This window comes from Piscinibacter sp. (assembly GCF_050175855.1).
Classification (GTDB): domain Bacteria; phylum Pseudomonadota; class Gammaproteobacteria; order Burkholderiales; family Burkholderiaceae_C; genus Piscinibacter.
Genome location: NZ_JBFXIO010000005.1, coordinates 1 through 17,348, shown reverse-complemented (window position 1 = coordinate 17,348; position 17,348 = coordinate 1). Strand labels below are relative to the sequence as shown.

The 17,348-nt window shown below is 68.8% G+C and carries 17 protein-coding genes; 5 read left to right on the top strand and 12 right to left on the bottom strand.

Annotated features, from left to right (window positions below):
- Positions 1-13 precede the first annotated feature (13 nt).
- From AB7U92_RS01110 to AB7U92_RS01100, 3 genes are read right to left on the bottom strand one after another with little or no spacing between them, the layout of a single operon-like run.
- Positions 14-544 (bottom strand): TRAP transporter small permease, encoded by a 531-nt coding sequence (locus tag AB7U92_RS01110; protein ID WP_428573892.1) that lies wholly within the window; start codon positions 542-544, stop codon positions 14-16.
- A gap of 47 nt (positions 545-591) precedes the next feature.
- Positions 592-1,581, bottom strand: coding sequence for a TRAP transporter substrate-binding protein (locus AB7U92_RS01105; protein WP_428573890.1), 990 nt, complete (start codon positions 1,579-1,581; stop codon positions 592-594).
- 34 nt (positions 1,582-1,615) lie between these two features.
- Entirely contained in the window at positions 1,616-2,365 is a 750-nt protein-coding gene (locus tag AB7U92_RS01100; RefSeq protein ID WP_428573938.1) for an SDR family NAD(P)-dependent oxidoreductase, read from the bottom strand.
- A gap of 122 nt (positions 2,366-2,487) precedes the next feature.
- Between AB7U92_RS01100 and AB7U92_RS01095 the strand changes: the two genes are divergently transcribed.
- On the top strand, positions 2,488-3,402 hold the full coding sequence (locus AB7U92_RS01095; RefSeq protein WP_428573888.1) for a LysR substrate-binding domain-containing protein: 915 nt from the start codon (positions 2,488-2,490) through the stop codon (positions 3,400-3,402).
- On the opposite strand, the gene AB7U92_RS01090 is transcribed toward AB7U92_RS01095, so the two are convergent.
- From AB7U92_RS01090 to AB7U92_RS01050, 9 genes are all read right to left on the bottom strand, one after another.
- Positions 3,387-4,100 carry an ABC transporter ATP-binding protein gene (locus AB7U92_RS01090; RefSeq protein ID WP_428573886.1) on the bottom strand — a complete coding sequence of 238 codons (714 nt, stop codon included), beginning with the start codon at positions 4,098-4,100 and terminating at the stop codon, positions 3,387-3,389. The two genes, AB7U92_RS01095 and AB7U92_RS01090, sit on opposite strands and share 16 nt — an antisense overlap.
- 26 nt (positions 4,101-4,126) lie before the next feature.
- The gene (locus tag AB7U92_RS01085) at positions 4,127-4,885 is read right to left on the bottom strand and encodes an ABC transporter ATP-binding protein (protein ID WP_428573884.1); all 759 of its coding nucleotides are present in this window, start codon (positions 4,883-4,885) and stop codon (positions 4,127-4,129) included.
- On the bottom strand, positions 4,875-5,885 hold the full coding sequence (locus AB7U92_RS01080) for a branched-chain amino acid ABC transporter permease (protein ID WP_428573882.1): 1,011 nt from the start codon (positions 5,883-5,885) through the stop codon (positions 4,875-4,877). The genes AB7U92_RS01085 and AB7U92_RS01080 overlap by 11 nt, the downstream gene beginning before the upstream one ends.
- Position 5,886: 1 nt before the next feature.
- Positions 5,887-6,768, bottom strand: coding sequence for a branched-chain amino acid ABC transporter permease (locus tag AB7U92_RS01075; protein WP_428573880.1), 882 nt, complete (start codon positions 6,766-6,768; stop codon positions 5,887-5,889).
- Positions 6,769-6,842: 74 nt separating this feature from the next.
- Positions 6,843-8,000, bottom strand: a complete 1,158-nt coding sequence (locus AB7U92_RS01070; protein WP_428573878.1) for an ABC transporter substrate-binding protein — start codon at positions 7,998-8,000, stop codon at positions 6,843-6,845.
- A gap of 19 nt (positions 8,001-8,019) precedes the next feature.
- Positions 8,020-8,820 (bottom strand): alpha/beta fold hydrolase, encoded by an 801-nt coding sequence (locus tag AB7U92_RS01065; RefSeq protein ID WP_428573876.1) that lies wholly within the window; start codon positions 8,818-8,820, stop codon positions 8,020-8,022.
- A gap of 87 nt (positions 8,821-8,907) precedes the next feature.
- Positions 8,908-10,497, bottom strand: coding sequence for a benzoate-CoA ligase family protein (locus AB7U92_RS01060; protein WP_428573874.1), 1,590 nt, complete (start codon positions 10,495-10,497; stop codon positions 8,908-8,910).
- A gap of 17 nt (positions 10,498-10,514) precedes the next feature.
- Entirely contained in the window at positions 10,515-12,071 is a 1,557-nt protein-coding gene (locus AB7U92_RS01055) for a 3,4-dehydroadipyl-CoA semialdehyde dehydrogenase (RefSeq protein ID WP_428573872.1), read from the bottom strand.
- A gap of 7 nt (positions 12,072-12,078) precedes the next feature.
- Positions 12,079-12,543, bottom strand: coding sequence for a DUF4863 family protein (locus AB7U92_RS01050; protein WP_428573870.1), 465 nt, complete (start codon positions 12,541-12,543; stop codon positions 12,079-12,081).
- A gap of 89 nt (positions 12,544-12,632) precedes the next feature.
- Between AB7U92_RS01050 and AB7U92_RS01045 the strand changes: the two genes are divergently transcribed.
- The 4 genes from AB7U92_RS01045 to AB7U92_RS01030 form a co-directional block, all read left to right on the top strand.
- Entirely contained in the window at positions 12,633-13,583 is a 951-nt protein-coding gene (locus AB7U92_RS01045) for a helix-turn-helix transcriptional regulator (protein ID WP_428573868.1), read from the top strand.
- 142 nt (positions 13,584-13,725) lie between these two features.
- Complete coding sequence (gene boxC / locus AB7U92_RS01040; protein WP_428573866.1) at positions 13,726-15,381, top strand: 2,3-epoxybenzoyl-CoA dihydrolase; 1,656 nt, start codon at positions 13,726-13,728, stop codon at positions 15,379-15,381.
- 19 nt (positions 15,382-15,400) lie between these two features.
- Complete coding sequence (gene boxB, locus AB7U92_RS01035) at positions 15,401-16,828, top strand: benzoyl-CoA 2,3-epoxidase subunit BoxB (protein ID WP_428573864.1); 1,428 nt, start codon at positions 15,401-15,403, stop codon at positions 16,826-16,828.
- A gap of 66 nt (positions 16,829-16,894) precedes the next feature.
- The coding region (locus tag AB7U92_RS01030) for a 4Fe-4S binding protein (protein WP_428573862.1) at positions 16,895-17,348 on the top strand (454 nt) is incomplete at its 3' end.

The window sequence follows — 17,348 nt, the reverse complement described above, 5'->3', positions numbered from 1 at the left end:
GCGAGGCTGGCGCTCACCAGTGGGCCGCCGGCACGGGCGGTTCGGCGGGGGTGGCTTCGTCGGTCGGCCGTGCATGCCAGACTCGCCAGGCCGACTGCAGCGCGAGCACCGCGAGCAGCGCCATGCCCCCCATCACGCAGGCGTAGGTGATCGAACCCGGCATCTGCAGGATGGGCGACTTCTCGTCGTGCACGATCTCGAGCATGCGGAAGGTCGCCCCGGCCAGCGTCGCGTACAGGCCGGCCACCACGGCCCAGGCGAGCGTGGCGACGATGCGCCTGGCCACCGCCGGCAGCGCTTCCATCAGGAAGGTGGTGGCAATGTGCGCGCCGTGCTGGGCCGCGAGCACCACCCCGGCCATCACCAGCCAGGGGAACAGCAGTTCCGGGACCTCGTTGGCCCACTGCAGGCTCGTCCCGGTGGCGTAGCGCAGCACCGTGTTGGCCACCAGGATCGCGAAGATCACGCTGGTGGACAGCCACAGCACCACGCGACAGAGGGCCGTGATGGCGCGATCGACAGGCCCCGGCTCGGCAGCTCGCATCGTTGTCTCCTTGTTGTGTCGCGGGCGCCGGCGGCGCCCGCGCGGGGTCACTGCGCCTGCGCGGCGGCGACGACCTTCTTCACGTAGGCGCCGATCGGGCCGGCTTCCCACTTCGCCGTGACGTCGGCGGTGGCCTTGGCGAAGGCGGCCTTGTCCGGCGTCGTCACCTGCACGCCCTTGGCCTTGAGCTCGACGAGCAGCTTGTCGTCGGCCTCGGCCGACAGCTTGCGCTGCAGCGCGGTGGCCTCGGCGGCGGCCTCCTGCACGGCCTTCCTGTCGGCGTCGGAGAGCTTGTCCCAGCTGCGCTTGCTCATCAGGAACGGCGTCATCTGGAACTGGTGGTTGGTCATCGCCAGGTGCTTCTGCACCTCGTAGAGCTTGCTCGCGTGGATGTTGACCAGCGGGTTCTCCTGGCCATCGACCACGCCCTGCTGCAGCGCCACGTAGAGCTCGGCGAACTTGATCTGCTGCGACTCGGCACCGAGCGACTTCATGATGTCCACCAGCGTCGCGTCGGGCGGCACGCGCATCTTCAGGCCCTTCATGTCCTCGACCTTGCTGATCGGACGCTTGCTGTTGGTCATCTGGCGGATGCCGTTGTCCCAGGTGCCCAGCAGCACCAGGCCCTTCTCGGCCGACTTGTCGGCCAGCTCCTTGCCGAGCGGGCCGTCGAGCAGCTTGAAGGCCGCCGCCGGGCTGGAGAACAGGAACGGCATGCCGAACGCGGCGTACTCGGGCACCGCATTGGCCACTGCGCCCTGCGAGTTGGCGCTCATGTCGAGCGCGCCGGTGCGCAGCGCGGTCACCATCGCCGCGTCGTCGCCGAGCTGCGCCGAGGGTGCCACCTGCACCTCGATGCGGCCTCCTGACTTCGCCTTCACGACTTCGGCGAACTTGACCGAGGCCTCGTGACGCGGGTTGCCGACGGCGGCGCCGTGGCCGAGGGTCAGCTTCACCGCCTGGGCCTGGGCGCCGGCGAGGCAGAAGGCGCCGGCAGCGGCGGCGAGCAGGGTGCGAACGAAAGTTTGGCGATGCATGGTCGCTTGTCTCCTGGGGTGTCGGTGGAGGGAATCAGTGGATCAACATGCCGCCGTTCACGTCGAGCGTGATGCCGGTGCAGTAGGCGGACAGGTCGCTGGCGAGGAACACGCAGGCGCCGGCCACGTCGTCGGCGCGGCCCAGGCGGGCCAGCGGGATGGTCGAGTTGATCTCGGCCTTCTTCGCGTCGGACAGCTTGCCGGCGGTGATGTCGGTCTCGATCAGGCCCGGGGTGATGCAGTTGACGCGGATGTTGTCCGGCCCGAACTCGCGCGCCATCGCACGCGCCAGGCCGAGCACGCCGGCCTTGGCCGCGGAGTAGTGCGGGCCGCCGAAGATGCCGCCGCCGCGCTGCGCCGAGACCGACGAGATGCAGACGATGGAACCCGACTTCTGCTGGCGCATGGCCGGCAGCGCCGCCTGCGACATGTACAGCGTGCCACGCAGGCTGACGTCGAGGATGCGGTCGTAGTCGGCGCCGGTGATCTCGAGCGTCTTCACCGGCTGGGTGATGCCGGCGTTGTTGACGAGGATGTCGATGCGCCCGAAGGCCTTCAGCACCGCGGCGGCGGCCGCCTCGCAGGCCGCCTTGTCGGTCACGTCGGCGACCAGGCCGAGATGGCCCTCGCCCAGGCGCGCCGCGGCGGTGGCGGGTTCGGCGCGCGCGAGGTCCAGGATGACCACACGCGCCCCCTGGGCAGCCATCTGGCGTGCGGTGGCATAGCCGAGGCCGTTGATGCCGGCGCCACCGGTGATCACGGCAACCTTGTCCTTGAGCAGCATGTCTTCCATCTCCGGGTTCGTGGGGAACGTGCTGCGAATGGTCGGCGCCGGTTGGCGTGACGACAAGCGATGTTTTTTCACCCTAAGATGACGTTTCGTCATCCAACGTGAGGGTCAACCCGATGGCCTCCTTGCCCCCCGTCACCAACCTGCTGGCCTTCGAGGCGGTCGCGCGGCGGCGCAGCTTCGCGGTGGCCGCCGCCGAACTTCACCTCACGGCTTCGGCGATCAGCCACCAGGTCGCGCGGCTCGAATCGGACCTCGGCGTGAAGCTGTTCGAGCGCAGCGCGCACGGCGTTCGGCTGAGCGTGGCCGGCGAGCAGTACCTCGAGCGCGTGGCTGGCGCGCTGAAGGCGATCGCCTCGGCGACAGACGACCTGCGCCAGGGCGTGGGCAACAGCCTGTACGTGCACTCCGCGCCGACGCTGGCGAGCCTGTGGCTGATGCCGAGACTGCGCCGCTTCGCCGAGGCCCACCCGGACATCTCGCTGAACCTCTCCGCCGCCCACACGCACAGCGACTTCGCTCTGGGCCAGGCCGATCTCGACATCCGCTACGGCGTGCCGCAGTGGGGAGACCTGGTGGTGGAGCCGCTGTTCGAGGAGCGCATCGTGCCGCTGGCGAGCCCGGCCTTCATCCGCGAGCACCGGCTCAAGCGCACCGCGCAGCTGCTCGACGTGCCGCTGATCCAGAGCAACGTCAGCGTGGTGCAGTGGTCCGACTGGCTGAAGCGCTTCGCCGACCTGCGGGCGCCGGATCGCTACTCGCTTCGCTTCGACCGCGCGCAGATGTCACTCGACGCCGCGACGCAGGGGCTGGGCGTGGCGCTGGAGAGCGCCACCAATGCCGAGCAGCACCTCGCCGAAGGGAAGCTCAAGCCGGTGTTCGGGCTGGACAAGGCCATCAGGGTGAAGGCCCATTTCGCGGTCTATCCGGCCCGGCATGCGCGCCGGCCGCCGGTCGAGGCCTTCCTCGCGTGGATCCACGGCGAGGCGGCCCGGTCGGGGCACACCGCCGCCCGTCAGACGCCCAGGTAACCCGCCAGCGACGGATTCGCCGCCACTGCCTCGCTCTCGCCCTCCAGCACCACCTGCCCCTTCTGCAGCACCAGCGCGCGGTCGCTGCGCGCGAGGACCTTGCGGTAGTCGCGGTCGACGATCAGCGTGGCGATGCCGCTGGCGCGGATCTCGCCGATCACGCGCCAGATGTCGGCCACGATCAGCGGCGCCAGGCCCTCGGTGGCTTCGTCGAGGATGATCAGCTCGGGGTGCGTCATCAGCGCGCGGCCGATGGACAGCATCTGCTGCTCGCCGCCGGAGAGCTGCGAGCCGAGGTTGCCCAGGCGCTCCTTCAGCCGCGGGAAGGTGTCGAGCACGCGCTCGTAGCTCCAGTCGTTGCGGCCTTCACGGCCGGGCCGTGCGGCCATCACCAGGTTCTCGCGCACCGTCAGGTTGCCGAAGACGCCACGGCCTTCGGGCACGTAGGCCACGCCCAGGCGCGCCACCTGGTGCGGCCTGGCCTTCGAGGCGTCCTGCCCGAAGAAGGCGATGCGCCCTTCGCGCTGCGCGACGTGGCCGAGCAGCGTGCGGATCAGCGTGCTCTTGCCCATGCCGTTGCGGCCGAGCAGGCCGAGCGTCTGGCCGCGCGCGATGGCCAGGTCGATGCCGTGCAGCACGTGGCTGGAGCCGTACCAGGCGTGCAGGCCTTTGGCTTCGAGCAGGTAGTCGTGGTTCATCGCGTGCCTCGAATCAGTGGCCAAGATCAGTGGCCGAGATAGGCCGACTGCACCTGCGGATTGCTGCGGATCGCATCGGGCGCGTCGGAAGCGATCACGCAGCCGTTGACCATCACCGTGATGCGGTCGGCGATGCGGAACACCGCGTCCATGTCGTGCTCCACCAGCAGGATGGCGTGCTCGGCACGCAGTTCGGCCAGCAGCGCGAGCATGCGCTCGGTCTCCTCGGCGCCCATGCCGGCCAGCGGCTCGTCGAGCAGCAGCACCTCGGGCGCGGTGGCCAGGCACATCGCGATCTCCAGCTGCCGCTTCTGGCCGTGGCTGAGCAGGCCGGCCGCGCGGTCGAGCAGGGGCTCCAGGCCCGCCTTGGCCGCGGCCTCGCGGGCCGCCTTCGTGCTGGCGTCGCAGCCCTGTGCGTCCTGCCACCACGCCCAGGGCTTCTGCGTGCGCGCCTGAGCGGCGAGGCGGCAGTTCTCGTACACGGTGAACGTCGGGTAGATGGTGTTGCGCTGGTAGCTGCGGCCCAGCCCCGCGCGGGCGCGCCTGGGCTGCGTCCAACCGGTCACGTCCTGGCCGAGCAGTTCGACGCTGCCGCCCGAAGGCGGGATCTCGCCCGAGAGGATGTTGATCAGCGTGCTCTTGCCCGCGCCATTGGTGCCGATCACCGCGTGCACGCTGCCGCGCTCGAGCTCGATCGAAACCTTGTCGACCGCCACCAGGCCGCCCCAGCGGCGGGTGATCTCGCGGCCGCGCAGCAGCACTGCGCCGTTCGCTTCAGCCTTCATTCAGCGCCTCCTGCGGGGTGACGGTGGCACGGCTGCGGCCCACCAGACGCTCTCGCCACTGAGCAGGCAGCCCGACCAGCCCGCGCGGCAGCAGCGCCACGCTGGCGATGATGGTCAGGCCCAGGCCCAGGTGCCAATGCTTGGCGAAGGCGCCGAAGATCGCTTCGCTCTTGAAGAACTCCTGCAGCAGCGCGAAGGCGAAGGCGCCGATCAACGCGCCGCGCAGGTGGCCGATGCCGCCGAGGATGATCATGATCAGCACCGCGCCGGACAGGTGCCAGCTCATCATCTCCGGGTTGACGAAGCCGTCCTTCACCGCGAAGAGGAAGCCCGCCAGCCCGGCGATGCCGCCGGAGACCGTGAACGCCGCGAGCTTGTACGGATAGGTGGAGAAGCCGGTGGCGCGCATGCGCTGCTCGTTGACGCGGATGCCGGCCAGCGCGCGGCCGAAGCGCGAGCGCAGCAGCACGGCGAGGAAGACGAAGGTGGCCACCAGGCAGGCCAGGGTGAAGAAGTACAGCGTGAGCGCGCCGTCGAGGTCGAGCAGCGAGCCCAGCACCGGCTTCACGTAGAGGTAGATGCCGTCGGTGCCGCCGCCGAGCGTCGTGTCGTGCACCACGTAGTAGGCCATCTGCGCGAAGGCCAGCGTGACCATGATGAAGTACACGCCCTTGGTGCGCAGGCTCAGGGCACCCACCGCCAGCGCATACAGCGCCGCCGCGGCGACGCTCACCGGCAACAGCCACCCCAGCCCCGCCGCCTCGCTCTGCGGCGACAGCAGCACCGCCGCATAGGCACCGATGCCGAAGAAAGCCGCCTGGCCGAAGCACACCAGGCCGGTGGCTCCCACCAGCAGCTCGAGGCTCAGCGCGAAGATCGCGTAGACCATGATCTTGGTGACGAGGTCCACGCCGTAGCTGCCGGCCAGCAGCGGCAGGGCGGCGAGGGCGAGGAAGCAGGCGGCGACGAAGCCGGTCTTGGAACGATCGACGTTGTCCATGTCAGGCCGCCTTGAAGAGTCCGTCCGGCTTCCACAGCAGGATCAGCGCCATCAGCACGTAGACCAGCACGCCGGCGGCCTGCGGCAGCAGCACCTTGCCGAAGGTATCGACCGCGCCGATCAGCAGCGCCGCCAGCAGCGCGCCGCGGATCGAGCCGATGCCGCCGATCACCACCACCACGAAGCAGATGATCAGCACCGAGTTGCCCATGCCGGGGTACACGCTCGACACCGGTGCGGCCACCATGCCCGCCAGCACCGCGATCGCCACCCCGGCGGCGAACACCACGCGGTAGAGGAACTTGATGTCGATGCCCAGGCTCTGCACCATCTCGCGGTTGGTGCTGCCGGCGCGGATCATCATGCCCAGCCGCGTGCGCGTGAAGACGAACCACATGCCGAGTGCCAGCAGCAGGCACACGCCGCTGACGAACAGGCGGTAGACCGGGTAGGTCATCATCTCGCCCAGCGGCAGCGTGCCGGAGAGGATCTCCGGCGGCTGCACGCCGTGCACGTCGTCACCCACCGCGAGACTGCGCAGTTCCTCGAAGACCAGGATCAGCCCGTAGGTCATCAGCACCTGCTGCAGGTGTTCGCGTTCGTAGAGGAAGCTGAAGAAGGCCCACTCGAGCACGTAGCCCAGGGCCACCGCGAGCACCGTGCCCACCAGCAGCGTGGCGAAGAAGCCGCCGCCGAAGGTGGACGCCACGACCGGCGCCAGCGCGAAGGCCATGTAGGCGCCGATCATGTAGAAGCTGCCGTGGGCGAGGTTGATCACGCCCATGATCCCGAAGATCAGCGTCAGGCCGCTGGCCACGAGGAACAGCAGCAGGCCGTACTGCAGTGCGTTGAGGCACTGGATCAGGAACGTCGCGAGGTCCATGCGAAAAGCCTCCCCTCACGGCCGCCGCGAGGGCGGCCGTTGGTGCGGTGGAACAGGGTGTCGGGCGGGCCGGCTTACATGCGGCAGCCGCGGCCCGGGTCGGCGAGCGCCTTCGAGGCCACGCTCACCAGCTTGTTCTCCTTGCCGCTCACCTGGCGCAGATAGATGTCCTGCACCGGGTTGTGCGCCTTGGAGACGCTGAACGCGCCGCGCGGGCTGTCGATCTTCGCGCGCTCGATCGCCGCGGCAATCTCGGCCTTCTTGCTCACGTCGCCCTTCACCGCGGCCAGGCCGATGCCCAGCATCTGCGCGGCGTCGTAGCCCTGCACGGCATAGACGTCGGGCTGCAGCTTGTAGGCCTTGGCGTAGGCGAGGCGGAAGCTGTTGTCGCGGGGCGTGTTCAGGCTGTCGGCGTAGTGCAGCGTGGTCAGCAGGCCGTCGGCATCGGAGCCCTGCGCTTCCAGCGTGCCGTCGGTCAGGAAACCGGCGCCGTACAGCGGGATGTTCTTCTTCAGGCCCGCGGCGGCATAGTCCTTGACGAACTTCACCGCGCCGCCACCGGCGAAGAAGGTGTAGACGGCGTCGGGCTTGGTCGCGGCGATCTCGGTCAGCAGCGCCTGGAACTCGACGCCCGGGAAGGGCAGGGACAGTTCCTTGACCACCTTGCCGCCAGCCTTCTCGAAGGCCTCCTTGAAGCCCTTCACCGACTCGTCGCCCGCGGCGTACTTCCAGGTGATGGTGACGACGTTCTTGTGACCCTTCTTGGCCATCACCTCGCCCATCGCGTAGCCCGGCTGCCAGTTGCTGAAGCTGGAGCGGAAGATGTTCGGCGCGCACATCGGGCCGGTCACCGCGTCGGCGCCGGCGTTCGGCACGAACAGCAGCGTTCCGGTGTCCTTGGCGACCTTGGCCATCGCCATCGCCACGCCGGAGTGCACCGTGCCCACCAGCACGTCGACGTTGTCGCGCTTGATCAGCTTGTTGACGTTGTCGGTGGCCTTGGCAGGGTCGCTCTCGTCGTCGACCTTGACGAACTCGATCTCGCGCCCGCCGAGCTTGCCGCCCTGCTCGGCCACGTAGAGCTTGAAACCGTTCTCGATGGCGCTGCCCAGCGCAGCGAACGTACCGGTGGCCGGCAGCATCAGGCCGACCTTGAGCTTGGCGCCTTGCGCCTGCGCGGCGTTGGCGGCAGCGAGGAGCGCAGCGGCGAGGGCGAGGGTCTTGAACTTCATGGGCGTTTGTCTCCGGGTTTCATGAACGGTCTTGCGAACGAATGAATCGGGTGGCGGCGTCGATCAGCGCCTTGGGTTGATCCTTGTGCGGCGAGTGGCCGCAGTCCGGCAGTTCGAGCAGTTGCGTCTGAGGCACGCGGCGGGCGATGCCGCGGATCTGCTCCAGCGTGCCGTACTCGTCGTCCAGGCCCTGCACCGCCAGCAGCGGGCAGGCGATGGCGGCGATCTCCTCCTCGATCGACCACTGCTTGAAGGGCGGATGCAGCCAGATGCGGTTCCAGCCCCAGAAGGCGGAGTCGGGGTCGTCGTGGTACTTCGCGAGGCGTTGTTTCAGGTCGGTGGTCTCGTAGGCGGTCTTCGCCTTGGCGATGCTCGAGACCGAGAGATCTTCGACGAGGATGTGCGGCGCGAGCACGATGGCGCCGGCAATGGCCTCACGGAACTTCGCGGCATACAGCAGGGCGATCGAGCCGCCGTCGCTGTGACCGAACAGCCAGGGCTTGTCGTGCGTGGCGTCGATGTCGAGCGCTTCGAGCAGGCCGGGCAGCACCTCGTGCGCCTGGCGATGCATGAAATCGAGGTCCCAGGCTTCTTCCGGCGCGCGCGGCGTCGAGCGGCCGTAGCCGGGGCGCGAGTACACCAGGCCGCGCACGCCGGCGGCGTCGCAGAGCGCCCTCGGGAAGTCACGCCACATCGACAGCGAGCCGAGGCCCTCGTGCAGGAACACGAGCAGCGGTGCGCCTTTGCGCTCCGGCGCGATGAGGGCGTGCTCGATGCGCACGCGCTTGCCGCGCCAGTCGATGTCGACGAAGGCGGACATGTCAGCCCCTCGACCGCGGCGTACCGCGGTCGATCCCCCGAGGGGATGCGTGCCGGCTTGGGAGCGGCCCGGCGCTTGGCACGCCCTTCACTGCGCGCCCTTCTCGAGTTCGCGCAGCTTGAAGCGCTGGATCTTGCCGGTGGCCGTCTTCGGCAGGTCGGCCACGAAGACGATCTGGCGCGGGTACTTGTAGGGCGCGAGCTTGTCCTTCACGAAGGCCTTGAGCTCGGCATCCGTCGCCTCGCCGCCCGGCTTGAGCACCACGTAGGCCTTGGTCTTGGTCAGGCCTTCGGCATCCGGCACGCCGATCACCGCGGCCTCGAGCACCGCCGGGTGCTGCACCAGCGTGGCCTCGACCTCGAAGGGCGAGACGTAGATGCCGCTGACCTTGAGCATGTCGTCGCTGCGGCCGCCGTAGGTGTAGCTGCCGTCGGCGTTGCGGATGTACTTGTCGCCGCTCTTGGTCCAGCCGCCCTGGAAGGTGTCGCGCGTCTTCTGGCGGTTGCCCCAGTACATCATCGCGGCGCTCGGGCCGTGGATGTACAGGTCACCGGGCTCGCCGTCGGGCACGGCCGCTCCGTCGTCGCCGCGCAGCTCGATCTGATAGCCCGGCACCGGCCAGCCGGTAGTGCCATAGCGCACCTTGTCGGGCCGGTTGCTGATGAAGATGTGCAGCATCTCGGTGGAGCCGATGCCGTCGACGATGTCGACGCCGAAGTGCGTCTTGAAGCGCTCGCCGAGTTCTGCCGGCAGCGCCTCGCCGGCGGAAGAAACGAGCCGCAGCGCGACCTCGCTCTTCTTCGGCAGGTTGGGGCTGGCCAGCATGCCCGCGAAGCCGGTGGGGGCGCCGTAGAACACCGTGGGCTTCGTTCCGCCCACGCCACCGGTCCAGCGCTTGAAGGTGGCGTCGGGCGTCGGCCGCTCGGCCATCAGGATCGTGGTGGCGCCCACGCTCATCGGGAAGGTGAGGCCGTTGCCCAGGCCGTAGGCGAAGAACAGCTTGGCGGCGGAGAAGCACACGTCGCGCTCGGTCAGGCCGAGCACGTTGCGGCCATACAGCTCGGAGGTCCAGTAGGGGTTGGCGTGCGAATGCACGGTGCCCTTGGGGCGGCCCGTGGATCCCGACGAATAGAGCCAGAAGCCCGGATCGTCCGGTCCGGTACCGGCGGGCTTGGCCATCGGCGTCTGCGCGGCGAGGAAGGCCTCGAACTCCACCTCGGCCGGGTGCAGCGGCGCGACCGGACGCGACACGATGACCTTCTGCACCTCGTGGTCGGACTTGATCAGCGCGCTGGTCAGCGCCGGCAGCAGCGTGCCCGACACCAGCACCGCCTGCGCGCGGCTGTGCTCCAGCATGTAGGCATAGTCATCGGCGGTGAGCAGCGTGTTGACGGCCACCGGCACCACGCCGGCGTACATCGCGCCGAGGAAGCTCACCGGCCAGTCGGCGCAGTCCTGCATCAGCAGCAGCACGCGTTCCTCGCGCTTGAGGCCCAGGCCGCGCAGGCCGGCGGCCAGGCGCTTCACGCGGTCGGCCAGCTCGCCGTAGGTGACGGTGCCGGCGTCGTCGATGAAGGCGGCCTTGCTCGCGCGGGCGGCGTTCAGGCCGAGCAGGTGCTGCGCGAAGTTGAAGTGCTCCGGCGGCGCAATGACGTTGGCGGTGTCTGTCTGGGTCATGGTGTGTCTCCTCCGGCTCAGGCCAGATGGTTCAGCGTGGCGGTGCTCGCCTGGACGGCGGCACGGCGGTGATAGAAGTTCAGCGCGCGAAGTCCCCCCAGTTCCTCTCCGCCACCGGCGCGGCCAGGGCCGCCGTGCAGCGACTGCGGCATCACGTTGCCGTGGCCGGTGTGAAGCGCGGCGACGTCGGGGCTGATCACGTGCACACGGCCGTGCAGCGGCGCGAGTTCGAGTGCCGCGTCGGCCAGCGCCTGTGCATCGCTGCCGTAGAGGGACGCCACCAGCGAGCCCTGTCCGCGCGCGATCAGTTGCAGCGCGTGCGCGTGGTCGCGGTAGGGCACCAGCGTCGCGACGGGGCCGAAGACTTCGGTGTCGTGGATGCGATCGCTGGCGTCGCTGCCCGCGGGATTGCGCGCGCCCAGCAGCGTCGGCCCGACGCAGCAGGCCACGGCCGGGTCGGCATCGACCAGCGCGTGCCTGGCGCCGTCGTGCAGGGTCTCGGCCTGGGCCTGCAGGTGCGCCAGGCCCTCGCGCACGGCGTTGAGTTGTGCGCGGCTGACCAGCGCACCCATGCGCACGCTCTCGTTGCGCGGGTTACCCACGGTGGTCTTGGCCAGACGCGCCGAGATCGCCTCGGCGGCGCTGGCGTACAGCGCCTCCGGCACGAACACACGCCGGATGGCCGTGCACTTCTGGCCCGACTTCTGCGTCATCTCTCGCGCCACTTCCTTGACCAGCAGCTCGAAAGCCTCGCTGCCCGGCGCGGCGCCTTCGAGCAGCAGTGCGCTGTTGACGCTGTCGGCCTCGATGTTCACGCGCACCGAGCGCTGCGTCACCGCGGCATGCGAGCGGATCAGCGCGGCGGTGTCGGCCGAGCCGGTGAACGAGACGACGTCGAAGGGCTCGAGCGCGTCCATCAGGCCCGCCGAGCTGCCGCACACCACCGAGAGCGCGCCCGCAGGCAGCACGCCGGCGTCGACCACGTCCTGCACCATGCGCTGCGTGAGCCAGGCGGTGGCGGTGGCCGGCTTGACCACCACGGGCACGCCTGACAGCAGCGCGGGCGCCGCCTTCTCCCACAGGCCCCAGCTCGGGAAGTTGAAGGCGTTGATGAACAGCGCCAGCCCGCGCGTGGGCACCAGCACGTGCTGGCTCTGGAACAGCGGCTCTTTGGCCAGGCGCGCCGGCTCGCCGTCGAGCAGGAAGCGGCGATCACCGAGGCCGTCGCCGAGCTTGGCGTAGGTGGACAGCGTGTAGATGCCGCCGTCGATGTCCACCGCCGAGTCGTTCTTCACCGTGCCGCTGTTGGCGGTGGCAATGGCGTAGTAGTCGTCGCGCTTGGCCTGCAGCACCTTCACGGCGGCGGCCAGCATCGCGGCGCGCTCGCGGTAGGTCATGGCCCGCAGCGCCGCGCCGCCGGCCTCACGCGCGAAGGCGAAGCCGGCGCGCAGGTCCAGCCCGGACGCATCGACGCGCGCCACTTCCTGGCCGAGCACCGGGTCGAACAGCGCGGTACCGGCTCCGGTGCCGGCGACCCAGCGGCCGCCGAGGAAGTTCTTCAGGAGTTCGCTCATGGTGGCGTCACTTGGTGAATTCGATCGCGCCTTGCGGCAGCAGGTAGAGCACGAGCGCGCGGCCCTGGCTCACGGTGGGGCGATGGGCGCTGCCCGGCGGCATCACCACCCAGCCGGCGGGGCGGCCGTCGAAGGTGGCGTCGCCGCCTTGCGGCATCACCAGGTCGATCTCGCCGCTCGGGTGCACGTGGTGCGGGCCGGCGATGTCGGTCATGTCGACCACGTCGACCGAGAAGCCGTAGAGGTCGTCGGCCGGCTTGAAGATGCGGCCGTACTTGATGCCGCCGCCTTCGCGGTTGCACAGCCAGCCTTCGGCCGCGCCGGCCTCGCAGCTGGCCTTCAGTTCCGCATAGGTGGTGCTGGCGGCGCCGTGCTCGCGGTTGAGCCAGTCGTCGAGCGCGGCATTCAGCGGGCGGCCGGCGATCTGGGCGGCCAGCGCGGCGATCTGCGCGCGGAACTTGTCGGGGGTCATGGTCCGGTCTCCGAAACATGCATCCGCCTTGCCTTGCCGCAGGGGATGCAGTATTGTGCTTGCAGGCACTTTAGGGTTCGAACCCGACCATGTCAAGCACTATATTGCAAGCTCCGGGGAATCCCCAGGTCGACAGCGAAGCGTTCGTCGACGGCGAAGAGGCCAAGAACCCATTCCTGGTCGCGCTCGGCGAGCGGGCGCGGGCCCTGCGCTCGCGGCGCGGCATGACGCGCAAGGCGCTGGCGGTGGCGGCCGATGTCTCGGAGCGCCACCTGGCCAACCTGGAGTACGGCGTGGGCAACGTCTCGGTGCTGGTGCTGCTCGACGTCGCCAGGGCGCTGCAGTGCTCGCTGGCCGAGCTTCTAGGCGATGTGACCACCAGCTCACCCGAATGGTTGATGCTGCGCGAGCTGCTCGAGAACCGCGACGAAGCGACGCTGCACCGGGTGCGCGTGGCGGTGGGCGAGATGCTCGGAACCGGCGGTGCGAACGCCAGCCACGGTCGCAAGCGCAGCCAGCAGGTGGCGCTGATCGGCCTGCGTGGCGCGGGCAAGTCGACGCTCGGCGCCATGCTGGCCGAAGACCTGGGTTTTCCGTTCGTCGAGCTCAGCCGCGAGATCGAGAAGTTCGCCGGCTGCAGCATCAGCGAGATCCAGGCGCTGTACGGCCAGAACGCCTACCGCCGCTACGAGCGCCGGGCGCTGGAGGAATCGATCCAGATCTATCCGGAAGCGGTGATCGCCACGCCCGGCGGCATCGTCTCCGACCCGGCCAACTTCAACCTGCTGCTGGCCCACTGCACCACCGTCTGGCTGCAGGCGGATGCGGAGGACCATATGAAGCGAGTGCTCGCTCAGGGCGACACCCGCCCGATGGCAGCCAGCCGCGAGGCAATGGAAGACCTCAAGTCCATCCTGGCCGGGCGCGCCGCCTTCTACTCCAAGGCGGAGTTCCAGCTCGATACCAGCGCTCAGCCGCTGGAGCCCACCTTCGTCGCCCTGCGCGCGCTGGTGCGGGAGGCCCTCGAGCTGCCAGCCTGATTCCGTGTCAAAACGGGGGCATGCAAAAAACTGCATCTTTTGCTTGACTCCTGAAAACTCATGCACTATGCTGCTACTCATTCGCTGGCCAAGAAGTTGACCAGACACCTGCAGCCCCTTGCATCCTGACCGGGAGACACCGATGACCACTGACCGCGTCGACTACCAGACCGCCCCTGCCCAATACAAGCACTGGAAACTCAAGTTCGAGGGCCCGGTGGCCACGCTGGCCGCCGACTTCGACGAGAACGGCGGCCTGCGCCCCGGCTACAAGCTCAAGCTCAACAGCTACGACCTCGGCGTCGACATCGAGCTGAACGACGCGATCAACCGCATCCGCTTCGAGCACCCCGAGGTGCGCACGGTGGTCGTCACCAGCGCCAAGGAGAAGGTGTTCTGCTCCGGCGCCAACATCTTCATGCTCGGCGTCTCCAGCCACGCCTGGAAGGTGAACTTCTGCAAGTTCACCAACGAGACGCGCAACGGCCTGGAAGACTCCTCGAAGAACAGCGGCCTGAAGTTCCTGGCCGCCGTCAACGGCGCCTGCGCCGGCGGCGGCTACGAGCTGGCCCTGGCCTGCGACGAGATCATCCTCGTCGACGACCGCAGCAGCGCGGTCAGCCTGCCGGAAGTGCCGCTGCTGGGCGTGCTGCCCGGCACCGGCGGCCTGACCCGCGTGACCGACAAGCGCAAGGTGCGCCACGACCTGGCCGACATCTTCTGCACCACCAACGAAGGCGTGCGCGGCCAGAAGGCCAAGGAGTGGCGCCTGGTCGACGACATCGCCAAGCCGGCGCAGTTCGCGGCGAAGGTTCAGGAGCGCGCGCTGGAGCTTGCCAAGGCGAGCGACCGGCCGGCCGGCGGCAAGGGTGTGGCACTGACGCCGCTGACCCGCACGATCGAGGCCAACGCGCTGCGCTATCCGTTCGTCACCGTCGAAATCGACCGTGCCAAGCGCACCGCCGTGTTCACGGTGAAGGCACCCACCGGCGCGCAGCCGACCGACGTCGCCGGCATCGAGGCCGCGGGCTCCGAGTGGTATCCGCTGCAGCTGGCCCGCCAGCTGGAAGACGCCATCCTCGAGATGCGCACCAACGAGCTCGACATCGGCCTGTGGCTGATGAAGACCGAAGGCGACGCCGCCGCCGTGCTGGCGATGGACGCCACGCTGGCCGCCAACGCCAGCCACTGGCTGGTGCGCGAGACGGTCGGGTATCTCCGCCGCACCTTCAGCCGCATCGACCTCAGCTCGCGCAGCCTGTATGCGCTGATCGAGCCGGGCTCCTGCTTCGCCGGCAGCTTCCTCGAGCTGGCGCTGGCCTGCGACCGCAGCTACATGCTGATGCTGCCGGACGACGCCGCCAAGACGCCCAAGCTCACGGTCGGCGAGGCCAACTTCGGCCTGTACCCGATGATCACCGGCCAGAGCCGCTTGCAGCGCCGCTTCTACGAAGAGGCTCCGGCGCTGGACGCCGTGCGCGCCGCCGCCGGCCAGGCGCTGGATGCCGACGCCGCCTTCAAGCTCGGCCTGGTGACCAGCAACCCGGACGACATCGACTGGGCCGACGAGACCCGCATCGCCATCGAGGAGCGCGTGGCGATGAGCCCCGATGCGCTGACCGGCATGGAAGCCAACCTGCGCTTCAACGGCCCGGAGAACATGTTCACCCGCGTCTTCGGCCGCCTCACCGCCTGGCAGAACTGGATCTTCCAGCGCCCCAACGCCGTGGGCGACAAGGGTGCCCTGAAGGTGTACGGCAAGGGCGACAAGGCCGCCTTCGACTGGAACCGAGTTTGACGATCACCAAGGACGAGACATGAGCACGATCAACTACAGCGAGAAGATCCCCAACAACGTCAACCTCAGCGAAGACCGCACGCTGCAGCGCGCGCTCGAGCAGTGGCAGCCGAACTACCTGAGCTGGTGGCAGGACATGGGCCCGGACGGCTCGCAGGACTTCGATGTCTACCTGCGCACCGCGGTGAGCGTCGATCCGCAGGGCTGGGCGCAGTTCGGCCACGTGAAGATGCCCGACTACCGCTGGGGCATCTTCCTGAACCCGGCCGAGAAGGACCGCAAGATCCACTTCGGTGACCACAAGGGCGAAGACGCCTGGCAGGACGTGCCCGGCGAATACCGCGCCAACCTGCGCCGCATCATCGTGACCCAGGGCGACACCGAGCCGGCGTCGGTCGAGCAGCAGCGCCATCTCGGCCTGACCTGCCCGAGCCAGTACGACCTGCGCAACCTGTTCCAGGTGAACGTCGAGGAAGGCCGCCACCTGTGGGCGATGGTCTACCTGCTGCACAAGTATTTCGGCCGCGACGGCCGCGAGGAAGGCGAGGCCCTGCTCGAGCGCCGCTCGGGCCAGCAGGACAACCCGCGCATCCTGCAGGCCTTCAACGAAGAGACGCCCGACTGGCTGTCGTTCTTCATGTTCACCTACTTCACCGACCGCGACGGCAAGTTCCAGCTGTGCGCGCTGGCCGAGTCGAGCTTCGACCCGCTCGCCCGCACCACGAAGTTCATGCTGACCGAGGAAGCGCACCACATGTTCGTGGGCGAGTCGGGCGTGAGCCGCGTCATCCAGCGCACCTGCCAGATGATGAACGAGCTGAAGACCGACGACCCGAAGAAGCTGCGCGAGGCCGGCGTGATCGACCTGCCGACGCTGCAGCGCTACCTGAACTTCCACTTCTCGGTGACGATCGACCTGTTCGGCGCCGACGAGTCGAGCAACGCCGCGACCTTCTACTCGACGGGCCTGAAGGGCCGCTTCGAGGAAGGCAAGCGCAACGACGACCACCTGCTCAAGGGCCAGACCTACCGCGTGCTCAATGCCGCCAACGGCCAGCTCGTCGAGAAGGAAGTGCCGATGCTCAACGCGCTGAACGAAGTGCTGCGCGACGACTACATCAAGGATTCGATCGCCGGCGTGGAGCGCTGGAACAAGGTGATCGAGAAGGCCGGCATCCCGTTCCGCCTGAAGACGCCCCACAAGGCCTTCCACCGCAACATCGGCGCGCTGTCCGGCGTGAAGGTGAGCCCGGATGGCCGCGTCATCAGCGAAGCCGAGTGGGCCGCCAAGGTCGATGAGTGGCTGCCCTCCGGCGGTGACCGCGCCTTCGTCGCCAGCCTGATGGGCCGCGTCGTCGAGCCGGGCAAGTTCGCCAACTGGATCGCGCCGCCGGTGATGGGCATCAACCGCCAGCCGGTGGACTTCGAATACGTGCGCTTCAACTGATTTCGCGCATCATCGAGGCAGCTGCAAGGGGCCTACGGGCCCCTTGCGTCTAGAGGAGACAAGGTGATGGACATGGCCGTCAATGCCGAGGTGATCAGGCAGCACCTGATCGACCCGGAGATCTGCATCCGCTGCAACACCTGCGAGGCCACCTGCCCGGTGGGCGCGATCACGCACGACTCGCGCAACTACGTGGTCGATGCCGACAAGTGCAACTTCTGCATGGCCTGTGTTCCGCCGTGCCCGACCGGCAGCATCGACAACTGGCGCACCATGCCGAAGGTGCGCGCCTACGGCGTGGCCGAGCAGCTCACCTGGGACGTGCTGCCGGCCGAGCTGACAGCCGAGGAACTGGCCGAGTCCGGCGTGGCCGCCGATGCGGCGACGGCCGAAGCGCCGGCGCCGGCCGCCACCGCGGTGGCCACGACGGGCACCGAAGCCGCCTTCAACAGCGCGCAGTACAACGCCACGCTGCCGCCCTGGTCGGCCGCACATGCCTACACCAACCTTTACGGCCCCA